The sequence below is a fragment of the Nitrincola nitratireducens genome, from assembly GCF_000585235.1.
GTDB classification, from domain to species: Bacteria; Pseudomonadota; Gammaproteobacteria; order Pseudomonadales; family Balneatricaceae; genus Nitrincola; species Nitrincola alkalisediminis.
This window is the reverse complement of sequence record NZ_AONB01000001.1, coordinates 276,274-296,836: the sequence shown is the minus strand read 5'-3', so window position 1 is coordinate 296,836 and position 20,563 is coordinate 276,274. Positions and strand designations below refer to the sequence as shown.

Annotated in this window: 17 protein-coding genes and 1 pseudogene; 8 read left to right on the top strand and 10 right to left on the bottom strand. The window is 46.9% G+C overall.

All coding sequences use genetic code 11. From position 1 onward, the window contains the following. Window positions 1-37 precede the first annotated feature (37 nt). Entirely contained in the window at window positions 38-1,450 is a 1,413-nt protein-coding gene (locus D791_RS01325) for a methyl-accepting chemotaxis protein (protein ID WP_051513870.1), read from the bottom strand. A gap of 304 nt (window positions 1,451-1,754) precedes the next feature. Here D791_RS01325 and D791_RS01320 point away from each other — a divergent pair, with 304 nt between their 5' ends. Continuing rightward, a complete protein-coding gene (locus tag D791_RS01320) occupies window positions 1,755-2,789 on the top strand; it encodes an adenosine deaminase (RefSeq protein WP_036506752.1) in 1,035 nt (344 codons plus the stop codon). Here D791_RS01320 and D791_RS01315 read toward each other — a convergent pair. The 3 genes from D791_RS01315 to D791_RS22145 all read right to left on the bottom strand — a co-directional run bounded on the left by D791_RS01315 (window position 2,786) and on the right by D791_RS22145 (window position 6,018). Then, window positions 2,786-3,391 (bottom strand): MarC family protein, encoded by a 606-nt coding sequence (locus D791_RS01315; protein WP_051513864.1) that lies wholly within the window; start codon window positions 3,389-3,391, stop codon window positions 2,786-2,788. The two genes, D791_RS01320 and D791_RS01315, sit on opposite strands and share 4 nt — an antisense overlap. A gap of 17 nt (window positions 3,392-3,408) precedes the next feature. Beyond that, the gene (locus D791_RS01310; protein WP_051513858.1) at window positions 3,409-4,614 is read right to left on the bottom strand and encodes a CynX/NimT family MFS transporter; all 1,206 of its coding nucleotides are present in this window, start codon (window positions 4,612-4,614) and stop codon (window positions 3,409-3,411) included. Between the two features lie 102 nt (window positions 4,615-4,716). Beyond that, a complete protein-coding gene (locus D791_RS22145) occupies window positions 4,717-6,018 on the bottom strand; it encodes a methyl-accepting chemotaxis protein (protein WP_036506749.1) in 1,302 nt (433 codons plus the stop codon). Between the two features lie 224 nt (window positions 6,019-6,242). Here D791_RS22145 and D791_RS01300 point away from each other — a divergent pair, with 224 nt between their 5' ends. Then, a complete protein-coding gene (locus tag D791_RS01300; RefSeq protein ID WP_036506747.1) occupies window positions 6,243-7,445 on the top strand; it encodes an ABC transporter substrate-binding protein in 1,203 nt (400 codons plus the stop codon). Between the two features lie 52 nt (window positions 7,446-7,497). Here the strand turns inward: D791_RS01300 and D791_RS01295 are convergent, their stop codons facing one another. The 5 genes from D791_RS01295 to D791_RS01275 form a co-directional block, all read right to left on the bottom strand. Further along, entirely contained in the window at window positions 7,498-8,769 is a 1,272-nt protein-coding gene (locus D791_RS01295; RefSeq protein ID WP_036506744.1) for a branched-chain amino acid ABC transporter permease, read from the bottom strand. Beyond that, on the bottom strand, window positions 8,769-9,767 hold the full coding sequence (locus tag D791_RS01290; RefSeq protein ID WP_036506742.1) for a branched-chain amino acid ABC transporter permease: 999 nt from the start codon (window positions 9,765-9,767) through the stop codon (window positions 8,769-8,771). Before D791_RS01290 ends, D791_RS01295 begins: the two co-directional genes overlap by 1 nt. Window positions 9,768-9,784: 17 nt before the next feature. After that, window positions 9,785-10,489, bottom strand: coding sequence for an ABC transporter ATP-binding protein (locus D791_RS01285; RefSeq protein ID WP_036506739.1), 705 nt, complete (start codon window positions 10,487-10,489; stop codon window positions 9,785-9,787). Between the two features lie 22 nt (window positions 10,490-10,511). Then, window positions 10,512-11,279 (bottom strand): ABC transporter ATP-binding protein, encoded by a 768-nt coding sequence (locus D791_RS01280; protein WP_036506737.1) that lies wholly within the window; start codon window positions 11,277-11,279, stop codon window positions 10,512-10,514. A gap of 117 nt (window positions 11,280-11,396) precedes the next feature. Next, entirely contained in the window at window positions 11,397-12,590 is a 1,194-nt protein-coding gene (locus tag D791_RS01275) for a BaiN/RdsA family NAD(P)/FAD-dependent oxidoreductase (RefSeq protein WP_036506734.1), read from the bottom strand. A gap of 391 nt (window positions 12,591-12,981) precedes the next feature. Between D791_RS01275 and D791_RS01270 the strand changes: the two genes are divergently transcribed. The 4 genes from D791_RS01270 to D791_RS01255 all read left to right on the top strand — a co-directional run bounded on the left by D791_RS01270 (window position 12,982) and on the right by D791_RS01255 (window position 17,560). Continuing rightward, complete coding sequence (locus D791_RS01270; RefSeq protein ID WP_081763667.1) at window positions 12,982-14,997, top strand: sensor domain-containing diguanylate cyclase; 2,016 nt, start codon at window positions 12,982-12,984, stop codon at window positions 14,995-14,997. Window positions 14,998-15,080: 83 nt separating this feature from the next. Beyond that, window positions 15,081-16,091: a methionine ABC transporter ATP-binding protein gene (locus D791_RS01265; protein WP_036506732.1), complete on the top strand. Its 1,011-nt coding sequence runs from the start codon at window positions 15,081-15,083 to the stop codon at window positions 16,089-16,091. After that, window positions 16,088-16,615, top strand: coding sequence for a methionine ABC transporter permease (locus D791_RS01260; RefSeq protein ID WP_475094619.1), 528 nt, complete (start codon window positions 16,088-16,090; stop codon window positions 16,613-16,615). Before D791_RS01265 ends, D791_RS01260 begins: the two co-directional genes overlap by 4 nt. 174 nt (window positions 16,616-16,789) lie before the next feature. Next, window positions 16,790-17,560 carry a MetQ/NlpA family ABC transporter substrate-binding protein gene (locus tag D791_RS01255; protein WP_036506729.1) on the top strand — a complete coding sequence of 257 codons (771 nt, stop codon included), beginning with the start codon at window positions 16,790-16,792 and terminating at the stop codon, window positions 17,558-17,560. Between the two features lie 106 nt (window positions 17,561-17,666). On the opposite strand, the gene D791_RS01250 is transcribed toward D791_RS01255, so the two are convergent. Continuing rightward, complete coding sequence (locus D791_RS01250) at window positions 17,667-18,332, bottom strand: LysE/ArgO family amino acid transporter (RefSeq protein WP_202806783.1); 666 nt, start codon at window positions 18,330-18,332, stop codon at window positions 17,667-17,669. A 40-nt stretch (window positions 18,333-18,372) separates the two neighbouring features. Between D791_RS01250 and D791_RS01245 the strand changes: the two genes are divergently transcribed. Both D791_RS01245 and D791_RS01240 read left to right on the top strand, forming a co-directional pair. Then, window positions 18,373-19,260: a LysR family transcriptional regulator ArgP gene (locus D791_RS01245; RefSeq protein ID WP_036506723.1), complete on the top strand. Its 888-nt coding sequence runs from the start codon at window positions 18,373-18,375 to the stop codon at window positions 19,258-19,260. A 65-nt stretch (window positions 19,261-19,325) separates the two neighbouring features. Then, a pseudogene (locus tag D791_RS01240) lies at window positions 19,326-20,529 on the top strand (ribose-phosphate diphosphokinase). The last annotated feature ends 34 nt before the right edge of the window (window positions 20,530-20,563 follow it).

Genomic DNA, 20,563 nt, shown 5'->3' with positions numbered 1-20,563 from the left:
ATACACACTATCCATCTTGGCAACAGAGTGAATGGGCTTAGCTATCCAAAAAAGCGGCCAAACGCACATCCGCGCCAAGGATAGCTACGATGCCTTTTTCAGGATGCCGAACAGGCACGCTGACCGTAAAACAGTAGTCATCGGTGGCCACAGAACGATACACAGGACTCACGTATGGCCGCTCGTTTCGCATCGCCTCTTTAAACCATTTACGATCCGACCAGTTCCGCCCCTTGCCTGTTCCCTCATAGTTCACCACGACCCACTCAGGGTGAATATTGGCGCTGATTTGTCGCCCATTCGGATCAACCAAATACAAAAGCTCAAAGCGTCGACCACTGCGACCTAATGCCGCTCGCAAGGTTTGCTCAACGCGTTGCTCTTGATGCGGTTCGTTCAAACCAACATCTGAAGCCAATTTCTCGACATCATTTCGTGCTGTACCATGCAGATCCAACTGATACACACCCAGTGCTTCCAGCAACTGATCACCATGCTGGCGAATACTTGTGCTCCCAGAACCCAGCTGAGCTGACGTTTCTAATAAGTGCTTCGAGGCATCGGCAATACCTTGAATATCACGTGTTACACTGCTAATGGCTGAACCTATCTGAGTGGTGCCTGATGCTACCTGACGGCTGCAATTTTCCAGCATTTGCATATCGGATCGACTTTTTTTAAGAAAATCTCGCATATTTCCAATAGCAGTGTAACCCGTCTCGACTCGAGCGCTGACCAACTCCCCTCCTTGGGTTAACTCTGTCACCTCGCCTCGGATCAGCCCTATGCGATTTTCGACTTCGCCGGTTGCATTCATCGTTCGATCAGCAAGGGCACGTACCTCGTCTGCAACCACCGAAAAGCCCCGGCCAGCATCCCCCGCCCGAGCGGCTTCAATCGCTGCATTCAAAGCTAAAAGATTGGTTTGACGTGAAATATCGGCAATCATCTCGACCAAACGCAGCATTTCTTCAGCTTGTTGATCCACCCGTTGAATGCGGGTCTGCAACGCCGACATTTCAGTTCGCATGGTTTCCATGAGTTCCCCCACCGACCGTCCTTGAACATCACATTCAGCCACTTGCCGTGAGGCATCAGCCGCCAACTGGTGCATTGTCTCAGCTGCAGGCCCCAACTCTTTGCTAATCGTGACACTGATTTCCTCACTTGCGCTGGCCAACTGTGCCGAGGCTTCACTTAATGTTGCCCCTTCTTTTTCAGCCAAATTAGCCGACTCGGCCAATAGTGGCGCTTGACCCGCAATCGCCACGGCATGACGCAAGCCTTCAGTAAAAGAGTCATGAAGACGAAGTGACAGCTGATCAAAGGCGTGTGCCAGAGGGTAATCAACACCACTGCGTGCACTCAAATCCCCTGTTTCAACTGTCGATTTTAGATGCAACGTGAATTGATGACGCGCCCGTGAAGCTGGAGTAATGTGTAGTTTCATACGCTGGTCTCAATCTAATATAGCCATTCACATACATTCAAAATGTTTAACATGCAAAACAAAGGCCATGGGTATCAAAGCCTTATATGCCCTATCTATGTGCAACCACTGCAACTTATTTGAGCACTTTTTCTTAAACTCGCACTAAAATTAAACAAAGATACCTTATTATTGATTCATTTTTTGATAACGGATCTTGTGAAAACCAATTCAGATGTTTTTTAGAGTTTTACTCAACTTTACTCGACAAGTTCAGTAGTATAAGGATAACAACGTCTTATCCCACCAGGCTGGAGGCTCACATATGAAGCGTTTACTGATCGACTTTGCGCACAGTCTTCCTAAAGCTGAATTGCATTTGCACCTTGAGGGCAGCCTAGAGCCTGAACGCATGTTTATGTTGGCTCAACGTAATCAGGTCACACTTCCGTACTCAAGCACCGATGAACTCAAAGCCGCCTACTCCTTTGGCAACCTGCAAGCCTTTCTAGATTTATATTATCAAGGTATGTCGGTGCTCATCACCGAGCAAGATTTTTATGACTTAACCTATGATTACTTAACGCGTATTCATCAGGACAATGTGATTCACACGGAAGTCTTTTTTGATCCGCAGGGTCACTTAGAGCGAGGCATCGACTTTGCCACACAAATCAACGGCATTTATCGAGCGTTGGAAGATGGACAAAGGCACTATGGGATTAGCTTTAAACTCATCATGTCCTTTCTACGCCATCTGAGCGAAGAAAGCGCATTCGAAACGCTTGAGTTAGCCCTACCCTATTTAGATAAAATCTCCGGTGTCGGACTCGATTCATCTGAGAAAGGACACCCGCCTGAGAAATTTGCGCGCGTATTTGCCCGTGCGAAAGCCTTGGGTTTAAAGGTAACGGTTCACGCGGGCGAAGAGGAGCCTCCTGAGTACGTTTGGCAAGCGCTCAACACGGTTAAAACAGACCGGGTAGATCATGGTAATCGCTCGTTGGAAGATCCTAAGCTGATCCAACATTTAGCTGAACATCGCTATACGCTCACCGTATGCCCATTATCAAACTTGAAGCTATGTGTCATTGGATCGATGGACGAACACCCGATTATCAGGATGCTGGATCAGGACTTACAGGCCACATTAAATTCGGATGATCCGGCCTATTTTGGTGGATACGTGAATGACAACTTTACAGCTGTGATCAATGCACTCCCCCTGACCCACGCCCATATTCTAACCTTGGTCAAAAACAGTTTTACCGGAAGCTGGATGACAGATGAAGAGAAAGACGCTGCATTGCAGCGCCTAGAGAAAAAAGTTGATGAATGGAGCCATACACGCTTTGATTAAACGGCCGATGAGATATTGGTAATGCCGTCGTAAATAAACTGTATTGCCAAGGCAGCCAAAATAACGCCTAAGAAACGCCGGAGAATCTCATCTCCGGTTTTTCCGATAACTTTTTTCACGTATTTTGAAAGCAACATCATCACCAGTGTTAGCACATAAATACTGATCACGGCTAAAAAGATCGAAACACTGGCCTTTTGATCACTACTGCCTGAAAAAACCAGAATAGATAGGGTTAAAGCACCTGGCCCCGCTAACAATGGAATGGACAGTGGAAAAACTGACACATCCGATTTTTCTTTTGACGCCGAAGGCATGCTGACTTCTCGTGTTACCAAATTGAATGCTGTGAAGAAGAGCAATAAGCCACCCGAAATTCTCAAGGCATTAATATTGATGCCCAACATATGAATAAAGGCTTCACCATAGTTACCAAACAACAGAATCAGCGCAATGCTAATCAGGGTAGCTTTAATCGCCGTTATCGCTCGGCTGCGATTATCGGCATCTGGCATCAGTGCATTAAAGATCAATGCCGTACCAATGGGATCGACAATAACAAAAAAACCCGTAAATGCATTTAAATAAGCCGTAATATCCATACATCTCTCTTAATCAATTAATGACGCTCTAACGCTTTAACATACCCTGGACGAGAGGCATACAAACCAAAACCCAGTTGAAAAACCTGCAATATCATCATCAGTAATAAAGCATATTGCCAGTCTACAGAGAAATCTCGAATGGCTCCCAGCATCACAGGGCCACTCGCCGCAATCATATACCCCACACTTTGAGCCATCGCCGATAATGCGGTGGCTTGTAAGGCATTTTGTGTCCGTAAAATAAACAACGTTAACGCCAAACTCAAAGAGCATCCAGCACCCACTCCCATTAAGGATGCCCAGAGATACGGCGCTGACGCGGCACTCCAATATAAACCCGCGATCCCACTAAAGGAGGCGATAAAAACAAGGAGCGCCAAGGGAACCTGACTGCGCATACGCGCCGCTAAGATCGGGATCATCAAATTAAAAGGAATACTCACCATGTTAATTAATGACGCAGCTGTACCCGCGCTTTCAGGGTCTAAGCCACTTTCCATAAAAATTTTTGGAAGCCAGGTCGCAATCGCATAAAAGTAAAATGACTGCAGCCCCATGTACAGCGTGATTGACCAAGCAATCGGGTCTTTCCATAGGGTAGCGCGTGCGGAGGCGGAGGCTTTGCCTGCTTTTTTCAACTTAAGCATCGGCAACCAAAATAACACACCGATCAAGGGCAAAATCGCCCAGATCATCACCGGAAAACGCCAGCTATCATAATAGGTCATGATGGGAACCGCGAGATATACCCCAAGTCCCGCCCCTAAACTCAGCATAATGGAGTAAAGACCTGTCATTAATCCAATACGTTTGGGAAAGAAGGTTTTAACCATACCTGGGATTAAAACATTCAATAAGGCGATTGCCGAACCCAAAATCACAGTACCCAGCAGTACAACCGGATAGGAGATCACCAGTCTTAAACACACACCCAGACTAATAAGTAACAGCCCAACGACCGCAAGCTGCTGAGTGGAGAAGGATCGGCTTAACCAAGGCACCAAGATAGACACCACACCAAAACAAATCAGAGGCAAGGTAGTCAGCATACTGAACTCGCTCGCACTGATATTAAGCGCTGCCCGCACCTCCATGACTAGAGGGGCCACAACAACGATTCCACCTCTTAAATTCAAGGCAGCCATCATCAAAGCACAGATGGCAATAACCTGAAAAAAGCGCGAGAGATCAGACGAAGGGGGAGAGTTTTGCAGATTCATCTAGCTTCCAAATCATCTTTATTGGGAAGCTAGATTGTACCTTGTAAACTAAGAGCCTGATAGCGGCTCAGACCAGAAGGCGGCTCAGAGAAATGACAGCCCCTAATTGGACATTAACGTTGACACGGATTTCGACACGTTTTCTGCACCCTCTTTGATTTCTCGCATCACCGAAGAGACTTCAATGATTTGACCGTTACTGGCAATTGCGCTTTCTTTCACATTTGACATTTGCTCGGTGGCCGCTTGCGCTAACTTTCTGTTTTGAATAACAACGTTCTGTATTTCAGACGTGGATTGACTGGTCCGAGAGGCAAGCTGACGAACTTCATCGGCAACCACTGCAAAGCCTCGACCTTGCTCTCCTGCTCTAGCAGCCTCAATTGCAGCATTGAGCGCCAGCAGGTTGGTTTGATCCGCGATCCCACTGATGGTTGAGACAATTTTTTCAATATTCACAGATTGTTCATTTAAGTCATTAATGCTGGATGCCGCCTGCTCAACCATCTCTAAAATTTGCTCAGACATAGCAACCGATGTGGATAGAAGTTTGGCTCCATGATCCGCAATTTGCGATGTTTCCTCTGCGGTCGCTGAAGACAGTTGCGCAACCTCCATCACTGCATGGTTTTCTTTGACACGCGCAGTGATATCACTTGCAAATTTTACAACCTTAACAACTCGTCCTGTTTCATCTAGTATTGGGTTGTAAGTCGCTTCAATCCAGATAGACTCACCTGTCGATGTTTTGCGTTCAAACTGACCACTAAAAACATGGCCCTTTTGCAAATCTTGCCAAAAACGAGGCTTGTCTTGATAAAACTTGTCGTAACAGAAAATACGGTGATGGCGTCCTACAATATCTTTAAGAGAGTATCGAACGGTACTTAAAAAGTTCTCATTGGCCGAAATGATGGTTCCATCCGGTTCAAACTCAATGATTGCCATTGATTTATTAAGCGCATCAGCCAGTGCTTTTTGCTTTGTAATTTCAGCATGCAATTGAGTGATATCCGATGCAATTTTGAAAAAACCTACTAACTGATTCCCATTATCGAATATCGGAAAATACGTGGCTTCAATAACGATTAACGAACCGTCCTTTTTTATGCGCCTAAAGGTGCCAGATTGATTCTGCCCCTGATGCAATTTTCGCCAAAACTCTTGATAGGCCGTTGAGCGTGCATACTCTGGTTCACAAAATATTTTATGGTGCTGTCCCTGTACCTCAGACAGACTGTAACCGATGGCTTGCAGAAATAACGAATTGGCCGTTTTTACGATCCCCTCTGGGGTAAACTCGATGGTTGCAACGCTCTTGTTTATAGCGCTAACCAAATGATCATTCGCTTGACTGGCTTTAACTTGACTGTCCGATACAACCGTTTGCTTGCGAAAAAACATACACTCTACCCCAGAAAAAAAACCACATAGCAATGGTGGGATTATACTGGAATGCATAGAAATAAGATCTATACCCCTCTAAAAAACCACTCAAAATTGATACATTTCAGAAAAAAACTGATACGTTTATACAACGTCATGTTTTTTGTCCTATAACATCCTTACATGGCTCAAGATATGATCATTATACGCTTTCTATATCAAATTGTCTGAAGGAAAATACTATGATAAAACCTACCCTTCTATGTTCTGCACTCGTCACAGCATTGGGCTTAGGAAGCTTCGCTCATGCCGACGTCAAACTAGGCTTTATTGGAGGATTTACAGGCCCTATTGAAAGTTTAGCACCTCCTATCTTTTCAGGAGCACAGCTGGCGGTTCAGCAAATTAATCAGCAAGGCGGCATTCTTAATGGCCAGACACTCACCCTTTTGTCGGCAGACACCACCTGCACAGATGCCTCTGCCGCCATTAACGCGGCCGACAGAATGATCAATACCGAAAAAGTCACCGCAATTGTGGGTGCACTGTGTTCTGGTGCTACGATTGCAGCGGCCAACAATGTTGCAGTACCGGCTGGGGTTGTAATGGTCTCCCCGGCATCGACATCACCCGCCATTGCTGAAATCAACGATAATGATCTCGTTTTCCGGACAACCCCATCAGATTCATACCAAGGCGAGGTGCTCGCCAACCTTCTCCTCTCAAAAGGCATTAACGAAATAGTCGTGACCTTCGTGAATAACGATTACGGCCAAGGCCTATCAAATGCCTTTTCCAGTGTCTTTGAGGCTGGCGGCGGTAGCATTGCTGCAAACCTCGCACACGAGGACGGCAAAGCCGATTATCGTTCAGAACTGGGGTCGCTTGCCTCCAGTGGCGTCGACACGTTGTTAGTCTTAGCCTATGCCGATACCTCTGGCGAGACGATTCTACGACAGGCCTATGAAAGCGGTAATTTTACTCAATACATTGGTGCCGATGGTATGGTGGGTGATCGCTTGGTCGGCGCTGTTGGCGCAGATGTCCTCGAAGGCATGATTGCTACACGTCCAGGTAAGCCGGACATTCCGGGCAGTGAGCTTTTCTCTGAAGCCGCAGCTGCCGCGGGCTTTGACCCTAACTCAGTGTTTGCCAGCCAAGCCTATGATGCAGCTTTCCTTCTTGCATTGGCCATCGAAAAAAATGGCAGCGCAGATCGTGAAGGTTTAAGCGCTGCGCTACGCTCAGTTGCGTTACCACCAGGCGAAGTGATTTTACCCGGCGAATGGGAAAAAGCCGTTGAATTGCTCAAAGCGGGCCAAGATATCAACTATGAAGGTGCCGCAGGGTCACAAGACTTTGATGAGCGCGGTAACGTGCCGGGCATTATTGAAGAAATGGTCGTGCGTGACGGAGCCTTCACAACCGTTGGTCTGATCGAGTAACACCTATAACGCCCGCGCTATTGAAAGCAGCGGGCGTTATATTTAAATGACGCTATGAATACTGCTGCACTTTTTCAGGGAACAAGCCTTTAGGGGCAAAGCGCAACACTAGGGTGATAATCAACCCTATGGTAAACACACGAGCTTGCAAGGCTCGACTGGCAAAATCCGAAGGCGCCTCCCACGCAAACCAGAGATTTCCCAAATAGCTCACTGTATTTAAAATAAACAGCGCCACGGGTTCCGACATAACCCAAATAACATAGACAAACACTGCGCCAAACACGGTACCTAAATTGTTACCTGGGCCACCTAAAATGACCATCACCCAAATTAGAAACGTGTGGTTCAAAGGCAAATAGCCGTTTGGATCAAAAATACCATTAAAGGTAGCCAGACCTGCCCCACCTATCCCCATCAAAACACAGCCCAAAACGAAAACCTCAAGACGGCGCTGATTCACATCCTTGCCCATGGCCGCTGATGACAACTCATTATCGCGTATCGCTCGCATCATCCGCCCCCAAGGGCCTCTGTACGCGGCATGCAACAGATAAAAAATAATCGCAATCAGAACCGCCGTCACAGAAAGATACAATGCACGTGCGGTAATAAAACCAACCTCTCCAGCCCCAGGAACCGGCCAAGGCAGTGGCGACACAGTTAATGTTCCGCGCGTGAGCCATTCTGAGTTTTTCAAGAAGGCTTTAATAATCTCAGCAACACCCAGTGTGGCGATCGCCAAATAATCACTGCGCAAGCCTAAGCAGATATGCCCAATAAAATAGGCTACCGTGCCAGCCAAAATACCGCCGACCAACCAACCGATCCACACGGGCATTCCAAAGCCACCGATAAATCCGTGCTGAGATACAATGGCCTGCGTCACGGGTGCAAACCCGTTTACAACCCACAAATAGGACACGGCAAGCGTGATCAGCAGCAAAGGCAAACGTATGCTCTTTGGTACCGACAATCGGCGCAACTGAACCACCGCCCAAACAATCACCGCCGCAGCCAGTAGTTTCAAGAAGGCCTGCCCTAAATCCGAGGCTTGATCCGAAGACCAAAAACCCTGATTGACCGGGAAGGTGAGCAACATGGCTGAAAAACCACCAATCGCCACAAACCCCATAATCCCCGCATTAAATAGGCCAGCATACCCCCACTGAATGGTCAGCCCTAAGGCGATGATCGCGTAACAACTCGCTTCAACCAATACGCGTATTCCGTACGCACTGCCCATGAACACCATCAGCAATAGAATTGAAACGGCCAAGGCCATACACAATCCAAACTCTTTTGTCCGCCATTGCATATTCATTATAAGACCTTCCCTTTAAACAGACCGGTCGGACGCCATACCAAAATGGCCAACAAAATAAAGAAAGGTACGGTGATTTTGTATTCGGTTGGCACAAAGGCAAGATTCGCGGGCAACTCAAACCATAACTGATCTCTAAAAGGCCGTAATAACACCGCCCAGTTAAAGACGGATAAGGTTTCTGCAAACCCTATAACAAACCCACCCGCCAGTGCGCCGTATGGATGCCCGACTCCCCCCACAATCGCTGCCGCAAAGATGGGCAGCAGTAACATAAAGCTTAAATCCGGCTTAAGCGACACATCCAACGACAGTAAAGTCCCTGCAGCCGCCGCAAGCGAGCCTGCGATAATCCAAGTAACGGTCACGACCTTTTGAGTATTAATACCTGATACTCTTGCCAAATCTGGGTTGTCCGACATGGCTCTCATGGCTTTGCCCAGTTTTGAGCGCGTTAAAAACAGATGCAGGGCGATCACCGCCACGACCAAAAACAGTATCAAGAGGATCTGAGGATCGGTAATCACAATCGGACGATTGGCCAGCTCAAATGGCACATCAATACGATGAATGCCTTTGCGATCATCGATGTAAAGAGAACGGCTACTCGTCCCCATAAACATGCGAATAAGTCCCTGGAGCATCAAGGTAACGCCCAGCGACGCCATAACCAATACGATTGGCTTCACCCCTTGCGCACGCAAGGGCTTATAAAAGGCTTTGTCCAAATACACGGCGGTCAGGGCTGTTAATCCCATGGCCAACGGCAGCATGACGAAGGCTGTAGGCAAGCCTAAGGCAGGGCCAATCGCGGGAAATAACGCCGTTAAGAAAAATGCAAAGAATGCACCCAATGTCATTAAGTCAGCGTGTGCAAAGTGAGCAAAACGCAGAATACTAAAAATCAGCGTAATTCCCACGGCCCCCAAGGCATAGATCGATCCGATCACCGCACCTGAAATAAGGACATTATTAATAAAGAAAACAAGTTCGTTCAAAGGTTCACCTCAGCCTTTCAGCCACCTAAAAAAGCTTTAGCCACTTCAGGATTATTAATCAAGTTCATGCCAGTGTCAGTAAATCGATTTTGTCCGGCAACCAGGACAAAGCCTTTATGGGCGATTTTTAAGGCTTGCTTTGCATGTTGTTCCACCATTAACACGCCCACACCTGCCGCATTGATGGTCACGATGCGCTCAAAAATATCCGCCATGTACAAGGGGGATAAACCCGCCGTCGGCTCATCCAATAAAATAAGACTCGGCTCAATCATCAACGCCCGTCCCATCGCCACCATTTGCCGCTGGCCACCCGATAACTCACCGGCGGGTTGAGCGCGTTTGTCAGCTAAAGGGGGAAAGAAATGGTAGACCTGCTCAAGGATGTGCTGATAATTGTCTCGTCGACTGTAAGCGCCCATTTCAAGGTTTTCTTGAACGGTCAAGGATGGAAATATGTTTTTCTCTTGGGGCACAAAGGCCATTTTTTTCAAAACCAACTCACCAGGGTCGGCATTTGTAATAGGCTCACCACGAAGCTCAATACTGCCTTCGGTGACGCGCAACAAGCCAAAAATGGCTTTTAATAAGGTCGACTTCCCTGCCCCATTGGGGCCAACAATGACGCCGATTTCGTCCGCGTTAATGGCCAAATCCACACCATTGAGAATGTTCATCCCGCCATAGCCACCATGAACATTCTTTGCTTCAAGTAAATGCATTCACAAACCTCTAAACTTCGGATCAGTGTGCATCATTACCAAAATAGGCTTCGATGACAGACTTATCTTCTTGTATTTCTTGTATTGTCCCTTCCATCATCACGCTGCCTTGCGCCAACACGATCACCGGATCACACAGCTGTGCGATCATGTCCATATCATGCTCAATCACGAGAAAGGTATAGCCTCTTTCGGTGTTCAAACGCTGAATATTGCGAATCAAATCCTGCAACAGCGTGCGGTTAACGCCGGCTGCGATTTCATCTAACAACACGACCTTGGCATCCACCATCATGGTGCGGCCCAGCTCGAGCAGTTTCTTTTGACCGCCCGATAAATTACCCGCCAACTCATTTTTAACATGCGCCAAACCGACAAACTCAATCACCTCTAGCGCCTTTTCGCGCACTTCGGCTTCTTGAGCACGCACGTCGGATGGACGAAACCAAGTATTAAAAAGGCTTTCCCCTTTTTGTGGCGGCACCATCATCAGATTTTCTAAAGCGCTCATGTGAGAGAACTCTTGTGCAATCTGAAAGGTTCTTAACAAGCCGCGATGAAAAAGCTGATTGGCAGGAATAGACGTTATGTCTTGGCCTTGATACCAAATACTCCCGCTGTCTGGGGCAAAGGTTCCAGCGATCAAATTAAACAACGTCGACTTTCCCGCGCCATTTGGGCCAATCAACCCCGTTATTGATCCTTGCTCAACCTGTATCGAACAATCATTAATGACATTTAGACTGCCGAAGGCCTTTGACACCTGACGAACTTCAATAATGGCTGACATGCACACTCCCAATCAGGACAAGTCTCACAGCAATACCCCGTGTTAAAAAGGATTTCGAGGCATTATGATGAATAGATCATACGCTCTGCAATAGCAAAATACGTCAGTTTAACGCCGTTAAACATACTGCCCTGCACAATAACCACTCGACCAAGCCCATTGAAAATTATAGCCACCTAGCCATCCGGTCACATCGATGACCTCACCGATAAAATACAGCCCCGGCACCAGCTTCGCTTCAAAGGTTTTAGACGAAAGTTCGTCCGTTGACACGCCTCCGCGCGTGACTTCAGCCGTTTTGTAGCCTTCCGTTCCCGACGGCGTGATACGCCAGTGATGAAAATAACTGACCAAGAGCTCAATATCACTTTTGCTCAACTGAGCAATCGCTTTACTGGCAATAGAGGCTGCCAATTCAGGAAAATCCAACCAATGGCTCACCAACCGCTTTGGCAAGATACGGCTTAATAGGGTTTTCAGCTCAGATTTTGCGCCCTCTCGTTGCCATTGAGTAATGAGAGTGGCTAGATCTTGATCGGGCAATAAATCGATTTCAACTTCATCGCCAAAGTACCAATAATTGGTGATTTGCAAAACGGCAGGACCGCTCAGCCCCTTGTGGGTAAACAGCATAGCTTCTTTGAAGGTTTGCCCACGACAGCTAATACTCACTGGCAAGGCAACGCCAGCCAGCGCTTGAGCTAAGGATAAGGCATCGTTTTTTAACGTAAAGGGCACCAAGGAGGCTTGGCGCTCAGTCACTCGTAAACCAAACTGTTGGGCTACGTCGTATCCAAACCCAGTCGCTCCCAAGGTTGGAATGGACGGGCCACCTGTGGCAATCACTAAAGACTCGCATGCCATCGGGCCTAAGCCCGTTGTGAGTTCAAAGCCACCTTCAGTTTTTTCAATTGTATGAATTTGACAGCGTGTTTCGATGGTCACGCCCGCTTGCTCACATTCAGCCAATAGAATATTCAAAATATCCTTAGCTCGATTATTGCAAAACAACTGGCCAAGCGTTTTTTCATGGTATTCAAGCTGGTATTTGTTTACCAACTCTAAAAAATCCTGTTGTGTGTAGCGACGTAAAGCGGAGATACAAAAATGGGCATTTTCGGACAAGTAATGGCGTGGCTCCACATTGTAATTGGTAAAGTTACAACGTCCTCCACCCGACATCAGGATCTTTTTGCCGACTTTATTCGCATGATCTAAAACCGCGACCTGACGGCCTCGCTGTCCAGCGGTTGCCGCACACATCAAACCTGCCGCACCGGCGCCTATAACGATAGAATCAAAGTAACGCACTGGACTTGCCACCCAAAAGCATCAGTATACCACGCTCAATCAAGCCTAAAAAATAGATCTCAAACGAGGTCGTAGTATTTAACCCAACATCAAACACTTATAAATGTCATATAAGCTCACGTTTTAAAAAACATTTTTACACTCAATCAATTCAAAATTATATGTTTTCCGCTACAATTCAAACTTACAAGGATGAGGAAACACTCAGACATAACCCATCGCACGGTATTTTGAAGTATGGCACTAACATTAAACTCACGTATTGGACGCCTAGTGACCTCATGTTGTTTCATATTTTTGATCGCGATGTGTTGCTGGGTGCCGACTGCAACCTCCGCCACGGTCTCACTGGATCGGGATTGGAGTTACCGTTGGGGTGATTCTCCCTTTAATGAGCATGGAACGCCCCCTCTGGTCTCAAGAGCCGTTCAATTCACCTGAATGGCAATCCATTGACTTCCCTTCCAACCCACCCGAGCGCAAGGGCCAAACCAATGTTTGGTACAAAACCTTACTGCCGCAAGGACAATGGACCGATCCCGTTTTATATATCTACAGTGTGGACTTGCTTGTTCAGGTCTACTTTGATGGAAACAAAATATACGAATTCGGACAATTTGATGAAACGGGTCGCGGTGCGTTTGCAGGCTGGCCTTGGCACAGCATCAAACTGCCCGAAGGTTTTCAAGGTAAGCCTATCTACTTCCGAATCTTTTCGGATTACAGTGATATTGGCTTATGGGGTGAAGTTAAGGTGATGGAGAAGCCCGACTTAATTCTATTTATCTTGTCGAGTTCATTAAAAGAACGCATCATTTTTGCTTTTTGCGTGTTAATCGGTATTTTGGCGTTTATTTTTTCTCTTTTTCAATCACACAAGCAAACCTACTTGTACCTCACACTCTTCTCGTTTGCTTCGGCAGGAATGATTATCGGTGAAAGCCAAGCCTCGCAACTTATCTACAATGCACCGATGCTCTGGCGATACTTGGCAGCCACGTCTTACTTTACACTGCCTATTGCGATCTCGGGCCTTCTCTATTATTGGCTTGCGAACACCTCTCCGGCTTTCCGTATGCTGAAATGGATACGGAATGTCCATATTGTTTTTTTGGTCGTCGCTTTAGGTTTATCCTTAACTGAAATCATTCGACTGGCACATTTTTACCCTGTGTTTGATGCCTTATTTGTTTTAACGCTCATCAGCATGCTGGTGCTTATTGTGCCGCAACACACCAAACTCGATACCACGCAAAAGCTAATCGTCTGTGCGTATGCCGTATACTCGGTTTTTCTCCTGATCGATATGGCCGTTGCGCATGGATTGATCGCTTGGTGGCGTTTTCCTGTATCCGTGGGAGCCTTACTTTTCTCCATGACCTTGGTTGTTATCTCTATAGTGCACTTCAACCAAACTCAAAAAGCACTGGTCGACTTGACCCTCTCGCTAGAGCAAAAAGTCATTGAGCGCACCGAAAAAATTCAACGCTATGCCCTCAGAGAAAAAGAGCGCGCCCGTCTACTCGCTCTCGAAAACAAAAAAATGCGAGCACTTGAGCAGTTAGTCGAACAATTGCACAAATGCACAGAGTTACAAGAAGCCTTGCAACTCCTGTTCAAACGCCTACCCGCGTTGCTTAAGCCTTTACCGGCAACGGTTCGCTTTAACTCTGTTCGAGACCGTATGCTGCCGTCGACCCTAACGCCTCAATCCATTCTCAGCTTTTCAATCAAGGTGGATGATGCAACCGATAAAAGCTATGTGTGTGCTGTCATTGAAATCGACGAAAGCCCTTTGATCCATGATGATACGATCAATGCCATTTCACTCTTTATTTCAAGGGCGGCCGATCGGATTGGCATCACACTTTCGAGTATTAAGCTGCAAGAAGAGCTGCAACAATTATCTTATGAAGATGCACTCACAGGCTTAAAAAACCGTCGGTTCTTTGACGAGCTTTTAAAACGAGAATCCATGGTTGCGTTACGCCAAGGCACGCCTTTATCCCTGCTCATCTGTGACATCGACCACTTTAAACAGTTTAACGATCGATTTGGCCATGAAGCCGGCGACATGGCATTAAAAACCCTCGCTGAATGTTTGTTAACGCACTTTCGAGAAACCGATATTTCCTGCCGTTATGGTGGCGAGGAGTTTGTGGTGGTGATGCCTGCCGCCTCCAATGAACATGCCGTCAGACGAGCGCAGCAGCTCATCCTTGACGTCGAAAAAACACCGATTGAATACTTAGGGCAGTCAATCGGTACGATTACGCTCTCCATCGGCATTGCCACTTGGCCAGAAACTGTGGATTCGCCCTCACTGCTTCTAAAACACGCCGATACCGCGCTTTATCAAGCCAAGCAAAAAGGGCGTAACCGTGTGGAACATGAAATTTGTCTATAAGGTTAGTATTATATTTCACATTCACTTCTACGACTTTGTGGTAATATTGCCTGCTATTTTTCAGCCACAAGGTTAATTTTTTTGTGATTCAGTTTAAACACGTACACAAAGCCTATAAGGTCGGTGGGCGTGAGATTACCGCGCTGGAGCCTTGCGATCTACAGATCCCAGAGGGCCAAATCTTCGGTCTTATCGGTCACTCTGGAGCCGGTAAAAGTACTCTCTTACGCCTTATTAACCGTCTAGAAGAACCGACGTCTGGAAGCATTCTTGTTAAGGATCAAGATATTACGGCACTAGATGCAGCGGCTTTACGTCGTTTTCGACAAGGCGTCGGGATGATTTTTCAACATTTTAATCTACTGTCGTCAAAAACAGTGGCTGACAATGTCGCCATGCCCTTGAAGCTTGCAAACGAGCTGTCCAAGTCACAAATTAGAGCACGCGTTCACCAATTACTCGAACGTGTCGGTTTGACCGACCATGCCCAAAAATACCCTGCGCAATTATCCGGTGGACAGAAGCAACGCGTGGGCATCGCTCGCGCATTGTCGACCAATCCCAGTATTCTTCTGTGCGATGAGGCAACCAGCGCTCTTGATCCGCAAACAACGGGTCAAGTATTGCAATTGTTGAATGAAATAAACCGAGAGCTAAACCTAACCATCGTGCTTATTACGCACGAGATGGATGTGATTCGTCGCATCTGTGATCAGGTTGCCGTGATGGATGCGGGCCGAATTGTTGAACAAGGCAGTGTGTCGGAGGTCTTTTTGCATCCTCAACATCCTACTACGCGCCGCTTTGTCTACGAAGACGAACACCTTGATGAACAAGAGCAACTCAAACGCTTTGCTCAAATCACAGGCTGCATCATCAAACTAACCTTTCAAGGCGAGTCCACCTATTCGCCTCTGTTGGGTGAGGTGGCACGCCACAGCGGTGTTGACTACAGCATTCTAAATGGCCGTATCGATTACATTCGTGACACGCCTTATGGTCAATTAACCCTTTCTTTAATTGGAGGTAACACGGCAGCTGCGTTGGATGCCTTCCGTGCAGCCGATGTGATGGTGGAGATCCTTCGCCCATGAGTTCATTTTTTAACAACGTCGATTGGTATGATATCTGGCTCGCCACGCTCGACACCTTGATGATGCTCGGTGGCTCCATGCTATTCACCGTGCTTTTTGGCCTACCGCTGGGCGTTATTTTGTTTTTAACCGCCCCTAAGCAAATGTTTGAGCAAAAAGCCCTGTATGGAATTCTCTCGTTTTTCGTCAACGTATTGCGCTCTTTGCCCTTTATCATTCTGTTGATAGTGATGATTCCTTTAACCTTGTTGATTACGGGTACGTCACTTGGTGTCGCGGGTGCAATTCCCCCCTTAGTTGCGGGCGCAACCCCCTTCTTTGCACGTCTGGTCGAAACAGCCCTGCGTGAAGTGGATAAAGGCATCATTGAAGCCACACAAGCCATGGGAGCGAGCACTTGGCAGATTATTACCCAAGCCTTGCTCCCAGAAGCAAGACCCGGGATTATCGCGGCCTCTACCGTCACCGCCATTACACTGGTTTCCTATACCGCCATGGCGGGGGTCGTGGGCGCCGGAGGCTAGGTGACTTGGCCATACGCTTTGGTTATCAACGCTTTCAAACCGACGTCATGGTTGTGACCGTCGTTCTGTTACTGATTTTGGTACAACTATTACAGAGTCTAGGAGACCGCTTAGTCATTCACTTTTCACGTAAATGAAACCTGTCTTATTTTGTTAGCCCCTTGGAGATATTGAATGAAAAAATTACTCGTGACCTTAGCTGCTTTAACCGCTTTTTCAGCACATGCAGCAAGTTTACAAGTCGCCGCCACCGCCGTTCCACATGCTGAAATTTTAGAGTTTGTGAAGCCGACCCTGGCTGAAAAAGGCATCGAACTGAACGTGCGTGTATTTACCGATTACGTCCAACCCAATGTGCAGGTGTCGGAAAAGCGCCTTGATGCCAACTTTTTCCAACACCAGCCGTACCTAGATAACTTTAACAGCACGCGTGGGACTGATTTGGTTACCCTAGCCGGTATTCACGTTGAGCCCTTTGGCGCTTACTCGGTTAAGCACACCGATCTTGAACAATTGCCTGAACGCGCTCAAGTGGCCATTCCCAATGATGCTACCAATGGTGGTCGTGCATTATTATTGTTACAAACAGCTGGCTTAATCACGCTAAACCCAGAAGCAGGCATCACTGCAGGTGTCCGTGACATTCAAGACAACCCTAAGCAGCTGCGTATCCGTGAAATTGAAGCGGCGACCCTTCCACGTGTTCTGAATCAAGTTGATCTTGCACTCATTAACACCAACTACGCTTTAGAAGCCGGTTTAAACCCAGCCGATGATGCGTTGTTTATTGAAGGCAGCGAATCACCGTACGTCAATATTTTGGTCACACATGCGGATAACCAAGACGCTGAATCCTTGAAAACCTTGGTAGACGTGCTTAAAACCGATGAAGTGAAAGCCTTCATTCTCGAAAAATACGAAGGTGCGGTCGTACCTGCGTTCTAAATAGGTATAAAGAGTCCTCTCAGGTTTTCACTGTCTGAGAGGCTCACCTCACCTGGGAACCTCTGACCTCAGTATTCAACATTTAAACACACGTCAACCTTCCCGCTCACTGACTATACGAAACAACCAAACTAACCGCCACAGCGAGTAAAATCATCCCCATACCCGCATCAAACACCCGCCAATGGGTAGGTGAACTGAGGTGTTTTTTCAGCAAAGGCGCACAACTCGTCAAAATTGAAAACCAAACAAACGAAGCAAAGCAAGCCCCCACCACAAACCAGAGCTTGTCCGTCTGTTGCGCACCCACACTGCCAATCAAAACCAACGTATCCAAGTATACGTGTGGATTCAAAAGGGTTATGGCCAACGCCGTGATGGCCACTTTCACTGCACTCGGCTGGTTAATCACATCGGACACCTGCAATCCCTCTCCTCCTTTGGCCGCACGCATTAAGGATTTAAAGGCTAAACTCAACAATAGCGCCACACCCAGTACCGTTAAAATCGGCACTAAAGGTGGAATCAATGACTGAATGTGTTGAATTGCATAGACACCGATGATGATTAAAATCGAATCACAGAGAATGCAAACACTGGCGATCACACTCCGATGGTAACCGCGCATCGCATTGCTTAACACCCAAGCATTTTGAGCACCTATGGCCACAATCAACCCTAAAGACACTACAAAACCTGTCGCAAATACCCACATCACAGCCTCCACTGGCTTCATTGAATGATTGGCAGAGACTAATCCATGCGTTACCATTAATCTAACAAATAATTTTTATATATCATAAGTATTTCTAATGATTGATTATCGACTCCTACAAGCACTCGCTGCTGTGTTTGAACAAGGTGGTTTTGAAAAAGCCGCGCAAGCGTTGCATCTCACCCAATCGGCGGTGAGTCAACGGATCAAGCAACTTGAAAGCCAATTAGGGCAGCCACTTTTATTTAGAAGCACCCCACCTAAGCCCACCTTAATGGGGGAGCGTTTACTTAATCACCTGCAACAGGTTAAGCAGATGGAGGCAAGCTTAGGTTTAGCCATTGACCCAGAGGATTTGATTATTCGAATTACAGTCAATGCAGACTCTTTAGCCACTTGGCTGCCAGAGGCCTTAGTAATTGATCAATACCCTCAGTTGCGTTTTGATATATCGGTCGAAGATCAAGCCGTTGGACTAAGGCGCATGAAACAAGGCGAAGTCATGGCTTGCTTATGTGACAGTGCTGTACCCGTGAATGGGGGAGCCTGTATCGCTTTAGGCACAATGCGTTACCGAGCTCTCGCTAGCCCCCACTTCATTAAGCGCCTACATCTAGAGACATTTGACGCTCACCGACTGCTCTACGCTCCTTGCCTTGTCTACAGTCGTGACGATGCATTACAACACCAGTTTATGACAGCCATGGCAGGAGCCGAGCCTAAAACCATACATCTGATCCCATCCTCTGAAGGATTTGTCAAAGCGGCATTGGCAGGGCTAGGGTTTGGAATGATGCCAGAGCTGCAAGTGAAAGGTTTGATTGAGAGTCAGCAACTCGTAGACGTTGTTCCTGGATATGTGCAAGACATTCCCTTGTACTGGCACTTTTGGCAAGCCGAAAGCCCTGTCATGGCGCAAGTTCGTCAATCTGTGATTAAGGCGGCAAAACAACACCTGTACAATCCGCAAGAAGTTGCAAAGTAACTCTATTGAAATAATCCAACACGTATTAAAATTAGCGGTAATTTCACCCTTTTTAAGGATCGTCCATGACTTTATCGGCCAGCCCGTCCACTCCTGTTGTCGTGAGCAACACTTCAGACAACCCCTTTGCCATTGATGTTGCTTATGCCATGGGGCAACGAGAAGATATTGCTGACCTAATTAGCATGAAGCAATTCATGAACTCCGAGTTTTGTCCTAGGTTTATATCGGACGAAACCGACTTTGATAATATTGGACGCACACTCAAAGGCCGCCCAGTCATCATCGTCAGTACAACAAGTCATACTAAGAGCCGACAAGAGTTGGCGATGAATAATTTAATTATTGCACGTGCAGCCAAGGAAAACGGTGCCGAACGCGTCATTCTGGTCGAACCGGATCTTTTCTATAGTGCACAAGATCGTGGCCCCCATAAAGATTTAGGGCAAACGCATTTTGAACGTGACATCAATGACATCAAAAAGTTTGATGGACAACCCTTCACCGCTAAACTCTACGCTCAACTCTTAAAGTTTTCGGGCGTGGACACTGTGATGACCATTCACAATCACTCTGAATCCGTTCAGAAGATTTTTTCGGATGTGTTTGATGGTGACTTCCATAACCTTATTCTACGGGATTTATGCCCATTACTTACTCAATTCAAACATTTTGAGTTATGGCGAGGACGGCGATGGTTTGGTTCTGTGCGCTCCAGATAAAGGAGCGCGCGACTTCGTTAAACAAATGTTTACAACTCTTGGTCTAAGCAAAGCCAAATTCATTATGCTCGACAAGGAACGAACGGCTGAGCGAAAAGTTGAGATCACATTGCATAAAGAAAGTGAGCATACTTTTGATGGATTAGAAGGATCCAGCATCGTTCTGTTCGATGACATGGTGCGTACAGGGTCGACCGTGGTCAAATCCTGCCAGTTTTTACAGCAGATCAATCCTCAACGTATGGTGTTTGCTGTCTCACATTTTTATGCCAGTGATGAAGGGCGTGAACGTATGGCGCACCCGGCCATTGGCGAAATACTCACATTGAACACACTGCCCACAATCTTAAACCGTGATGAACAAGGTCGTTTGCGTAAGAAAATGGTGGTTTTGAAAGTTGAAAAATGGCTAGCGCAGGAGCTGTGTAATCTGCTTAATCTGCCACAGACTCAAGAAGCCAATCCCTATAAAATCGATATGTCCTCTAAAAACCCTCGTTTTAGACGCAAAATTTGGTTTAGTGAAGAACTCTCTGAATTAAAGTAAATCTTAGGCCCAACGCAGTGCGTTGAGCCCATCT

Bases quoted from the DNA above. Each gene is read 5' to 3' on its own strand.
- D791_RS01325 (WP_051513870.1), bottom strand. From the start codon at position 1,450: ATGAAACTACACATTACTCCAGCTTCACGGGCGCGTCATCAATTCACG.
- D791_RS01320 (WP_036506752.1), top strand. From the start codon at position 1,755: ATGAAGCGTTTACTGATCGACTTTGCGCACAGTCTTCCTAAAGCTGAA.
- D791_RS01315 (WP_051513864.1), bottom strand. From the start codon at position 3,391: ATGGATATTACGGCTTATTTAAATGCATTTACGGGTTTTTTTGTTATT.
- D791_RS01310 (WP_051513858.1), bottom strand. From the start codon at position 4,614: ATGAATCTGCAAAACTCTCCCCCTTCGTCTGATCTCTCGCGCTTTTTT.
- D791_RS22145 (WP_036506749.1), bottom strand. From the start codon at position 6,018: ATGTTTTTTCGCAAGCAAACGGTTGTATCGGACAGTCAAGTTAAAGCC.
- D791_RS01300 (WP_036506747.1), top strand. From the start codon at position 6,243: ATGATAAAACCTACCCTTCTATGTTCTGCACTCGTCACAGCATTGGGC.
- D791_RS01295 (WP_036506744.1), bottom strand. From the start codon at position 8,769: ATGAATATGCAATGGCGGACAAAAGAGTTTGGATTGTGTATGGCCTTG.
- D791_RS01285 (WP_036506739.1), bottom strand. From the start codon at position 10,489: ATGCATTTACTTGAAGCAAAGAATGTTCATGGTGGCTATGGCGGGATG.
- D791_RS01280 (WP_036506737.1), bottom strand. From the start codon at position 11,279: ATGTCAGCCATTATTGAAGTTCGTCAGGTGTCAAAGGCCTTCGGCAGT.
- D791_RS01270 (WP_081763667.1), top strand. From the start codon at position 12,982: ATGAGCATGGAACGCCCCCTCTGGTCTCAAGAGCCGTTCAATTCACCT.
- D791_RS01260 (WP_475094619.1), top strand. From the start codon at position 16,088: ATGAGTTCATTTTTTAACAACGTCGATTGGTATGATATCTGGCTCGCC.
- D791_RS01255 (WP_036506729.1), top strand. From the start codon at position 16,790: ATGAAAAAATTACTCGTGACCTTAGCTGCTTTAACCGCTTTTTCAGCA.
- D791_RS01250 (WP_202806783.1), bottom strand. From the start codon at position 18,332: ATGGTAACGCATGGATTAGTCTCTGCCAATCATTCAATGAAGCCAGTG.
- D791_RS01245 (WP_036506723.1), top strand. From the start codon at position 18,373: ATGATTGATTATCGACTCCTACAAGCACTCGCTGCTGTGTTTGAACAA.